This is a genomic window from Micromonospora tarensis (assembly GCF_016803395.1).
Lineage (GTDB): Bacteria > Actinomycetota > Actinomycetes > Mycobacteriales > Micromonosporaceae > Micromonospora > Micromonospora tarensis.
The window spans coordinates 1-4373 of the sequence record NZ_JAEVHL010000374.1 but is presented as its reverse complement, the minus strand read 5'-3'; the positions used below and the strand labels follow the sequence as shown (position 1 = coordinate 4373).

Genomic DNA, 4373 nt, shown 5'->3' with positions numbered 1-4373 from the left:
GTCGGGTAGGACAGCGTCGGCGGCAGCGGGGGCAGCTCGGCCGAGGGCAGATCCCAGCCGCCGGTGTCCACGCCGGCCCACGGGTCGACCGGCGTCTGGTGCTCCGGCGGACCGACCGGCACGGGCGGCGTCGGGGTCGGCTCGGCGGACTCGCCCCACACCGGTCGACGCGGCAGCGGTGGCGGCACCGGGGCCGAACCGCTCCACCGGGGCGCCGGGGTCTCCGCGGTGGTGGCCGCGCCCTCCGGCTGCTCGGCGGGGCCTGGCTGGTCCGAAGGCTTGGGCTGCTCCGAACGGCCTGGCTGGTCCGAGGGGTCCGGCTGGTCCGAGGGGTCGGGCTGGCCCGAGGGGTCCGGCTGGCCCGGGGAATCCGGCTGGTCCGGGTTGCTCCCGTCGGCCGGCCGTGCTCCCGGCTGGGGCTCCGGCATCGCGGCAATCTCCTCTCGCGCCGGTCCGAGGTTAGTACCGCGTCGCCACCACCGCCGACCGGGCGTGCGCGCGGTCGCCGCCGGACGGGCGCGTACCCTTGGGCATCATGAGTGCCACGTCCACGACGCCACCCGCGGCCGCGACCAACTCGGTCTGGTCCCAGCTCGAGCCGCTGCTGCCCCAGGTCTCCAAGCCCATCCAGTACGTCGGGGGCGAGCTGGGCGCGGTGACCAAGGACTGGGACGCCGCGACCGTGCGCTGGGCGCTGATGTATCCGGACGCGTACGAGGTGGGCCTGCCCAACCAGGGTGTGCAGATCCTCTACGAGGTGCTCAACGAGCTGCCCGACACGCTCGCCGAGCGGACCTACGCGGTCTGGCCGGACCTGGAGTCGCTGATGCGCACGCACGGCGTGCCGCAGTTCACCGTCGACGCGCACCGGGCGGTCCGCGGCTTCGACGTGTTCGGCATCTCCTTCTCCACCGAGCTGGGCTACACCAACATGCTCACCGCGATCGACCTGGCCGGCATTCCACTGCTGGCCGTCGACCGCACCGACGCCGACCCGGTGATCGTGGCCGGCGGGCACGCCGCGTTCAACCCGGAGCCGATCGCCGACTTCATCGACGCCGCGGTGCTCGGTGACGGCGAGGAGGCGGTCCTGGAGATCACCGCCATCGTCCGGGAGTGGAAGGCCGAGGGCTCGCCGGGCGGCCGCGACGAGCTGCTGCTGCGGCTGGCCCGCACCGAGAGCGTGTACGTGCCGCGCTTCTACGACGTCGACTACCTGCCGGACGGGCGGATCCAGCGGGTCGTGCCGAACCGGGCGGACGTGCCGTTCCGGGTGCACAAGCGCACGACGATGGACCTGGACGCCTGGCCGTACCCGAAGAAGCCCCTCGTTCCGCTGGCCGAGACGGTGCACGAGCGGTACGCGGTGGAAATCTTCCGGGGCTGCACCCGGGGTTGCCGGTTCTGCCAGGCCGGCATGATCACCCGGCCGGTGCGGGAGCGGTCGATCACCACGGTCGGGCAGATGGTCCGCGAGGGCCTGGAGTTCTCCGGGTTCAACGAGGTCGGCCTGCTGTCGCTCTCCTCGGCCGACCACTCGGAGATCGGTGACATGTGCTCGGGCCTGGCCCAGCAGTACGAGGGCACCAACGTATCGCTCTCGCTGCCGTCGACCCGGGTGGACGCCTTCAACATCGACCTCGCCCAGGAGCTGTCCCGTAACGGGCGGCGTACCGGTCTGACCTTCGCCCCCGAGGGCGGGTCGGAGCGGATCCGCAAGGTCATCAACAAGATGGTGTCGAAGGAAGACCTGATCCGCACGGTCGTCGCCGCGTACACCAACGGCTGGCGGCAGGTGAAGCTCTACTTCATGTGCGGCCTGCCCACCGAGACCGACGAGGACGTCCTCGAGATCGCCGAGATGGCGCACGAGGTGATCCGGGCCGGTCGGGCCGCCACCGGCTCCAAGGACATCCGCTGCACGGTCTCCATCGGCGGGTTCGTGCCGAAGCCGCACACCCCGTTCCAGTGGGCCCCGATGGTCCGTCCGGAGGTCATCGACCACCGCCTCAGGATCCTCAAGCAGGCCATCAACTCGGACCGCTCGCTGGGCCGGGCCATCGGCTACCGCTACCACGACGGCGAGCCCTCGCTGATCGAGGGGCTGCTCTCCCGGGGGGACCGCCGGGTCGGCTCGGTGATCCGCACGGTGTGGGAGAACGGCGGCCGGTTCGACGGCTGGAGCGAGCACTTCTCCTACCAGCGCTGGGTCGACGCGGCGGCCGAGGCGCTGCCCGCGTTCGGGGTGGACCTGGACTGGTTCACCACCCGGGAGCGCGACGAGTTGGAGGTGCTGCCCTGGGACCACCTCGACTCGGGTCTGGACAAGGACTGGCTCTGGCAGGACTGGCAGGACTCGGTCAGCGGGTTCGAGCAGGACGACTGCCGCTGGACGCCCTGCTTCGACTGCGGCGTCTGCCCGTCCATGGACACCGAGATCCAGATCGGCCCCACCGGCAAGAAGCTGCTCCCGCTCACCCCGCTGGGCGGCAACGGCATGAAGGTCCCGTCGGGCCACTCGCACGGCTGACCGGGCTGCCCCCGGGCAGCGCCGGTTGGTGCTGCCCCACCACCCTCCACATCCGACATGTCGCCAACGGCCCGCCTCTCGCGGGCCCGTTGGTGCTGTTCGGGCCCCGCGTCGGCCGGTCGCGGTCGCGGTCGCCCCGTTGACATCGACTGTGGCCTCTGCGTGCTGATGGCGCTCGGGGCTGCCGGTGGGGCTGCCCCGACTAGGCAGGACTCGATACGCTGCGTCTGACATGGACCGACCCGGCGGGTCGGGACGGGGGAGGAAGCACATGGGCAGCATCCCGCCGCCGAGCATCGGCGATCTGCACGTCAGCGTCGAGGACCTGGACGCCGCCGCCACGTACGTCGAGCGGCTCCGGCAGTACATCGACGACACGCTCAAGTATGAGATGGAGCGCATCAAGGAGCGGATGAAGGGCGACAGCAACAACGCCCAGACCGTCCCGAACGGCACCCCCTTCGGCGCGTACGAGGACGCCCGCATGCAGTGGCGGGCCCTGGAGACCTCCACGGCGAACATGGAAGCGCACCTCACGACGCTCTCCCAGAAGCTCGCCGCCCTCAAGGAGGGCACCGAGGAGATCGCCAAGGCGTTCCGGGACACCGAGGCGCGTAACGCCGCCAACGGCAAGGAGATCGAACGACTGCTGGAGTCGGCGGCCCCGCCGCCCACCGCCGGCGGTGCGCCCACCTACCCGTATACGGCCTGAGGGGGACGTCATGGCTGGAGGAACCTGGGAGCGGTGCGTCCGCGAGGTGACGCTCTCCGCTGACCCGGAGACGGTCGGATCCGTCGGAGCGGGCTGGAGCAACCTCTCCAGCGGCCTGCAACAGCTACGGGACGCGCTCGTCGGCCGGTCGTTCGTCGGTCCGATCGCGACCGGCCAGGAACGCCCGCACGTCGGCGGCCTGCCCGGGATGCTGGCCGGTTGGAAGGGCAGCGGTGGGGACGCCTACCGCGAGCACCTGGGCAAGATCGGCAAGCAGATCGAGGATCTGATCACCGACGCGACGAACGTCAGTGGTGCGTTGACGCGGATCGAGGGCGACATCCGCAAGACGGTAGCCACGATCCCGATCCCGCTGATGGACGACTTCGGCATCAACGAGTGGAGCCTGCCCAACGGCACCGAGCTGGACGACGCCCGCGACGGCGAGAGCTCGTCGGGGTTCCTCGCGGCGCTGCGTCAGGACTACCAGAACAACCCCGCCTCGTACGCCGACGGCGCGTTCCGCGACAAGGCCGACGACCTGGAGGCGACCATGAAGGTCGACGGTCAGGCCGGCGACCAGAAGCGGGGCGGGTGGTGGGACACCAAGTCCCACCTGGACAACTGGTACCGGGACAATCAACAGGCCGCGAACACGGCGATGGCGCCGTTGCCCCAGGCGGTCTACACCGAGCGTCCCAAGCTCACCGTGACCGGTCCGGACACGAGCGATATCGACGACCTTCGTCGCGACACCCGGGTCCCGCCGACCGGCCGACCCGACGTCGGTGCCGGCGAGTTCGGCGGGAAGCCCGACATCGGTGGTGGCGGTCCCAGCATCGGCAGCAGGCCACCGAGCATCGGCGACGTGGGCGGTCCGACGTCCACCGTCGACCCGTTCTCCCCGACCACCACTGGTGGGATCGGCGGCGGCGCGCCCTCCGGCGCCGGCCAGCTCACGCCCCCGTCGACCGGCTCCGGCTACCCGACCGGTGACGACGGCTACAGCAGCGGCCTGGCCGGTGCAGCCCGAGTGGCGTGGGCGGCCTGAGTGGGGGCCTCGGCGGCGGTGGGGTCGGCAGCGCCGGTCTCGGTGGCGCCGGCGGCGGTTTCGGGGGCGGGCCGGCGTGG

3 protein-coding genes and 1 pseudogene are annotated in these 4373 nt (G+C 71.5%); 3 read left to right on the top strand and 1 reads right to left on the bottom strand.

Features of this window, described 5'->3' with window-relative positions:
• Positions 1-428 (bottom strand): annotated as a pseudogene (locus JM949_RS38230) (hypothetical protein); the annotation flags it as partial.
• 107 nt (positions 429-535) lie between these two features.
• Here JM949_RS38230 and JM949_RS34085 point away from each other — a divergent pair.
• The 3 genes from JM949_RS34085 (at position 536) to JM949_RS34075 (ending at position 4293) form a co-directional block, all read left to right on the top strand.
• Entirely contained in the window at positions 536-2530 is a 1995-nt protein-coding gene (locus JM949_RS34085; protein WP_203152131.1) for a TIGR03960 family B12-binding radical SAM protein, read from the top strand.
• 271 nt (positions 2531-2801) lie between these two features.
• Positions 2802-3242 (top strand): hypothetical protein, encoded by a 441-nt coding sequence (locus tag JM949_RS34080; RefSeq protein ID WP_203152130.1) that lies wholly within the window; start codon positions 2802-2804, stop codon positions 3240-3242.
• 10 nt (positions 3243-3252) lie between these two features.
• Positions 3253-4293: a WXG100 family type VII secretion target gene (locus JM949_RS34075; protein WP_238434392.1), complete on the top strand. Its 1041-nt coding sequence runs from the start codon at positions 3253-3255 to the stop codon at positions 4291-4293.
• The last annotated feature ends 80 nt before the right edge of the window (positions 4294-4373 follow it).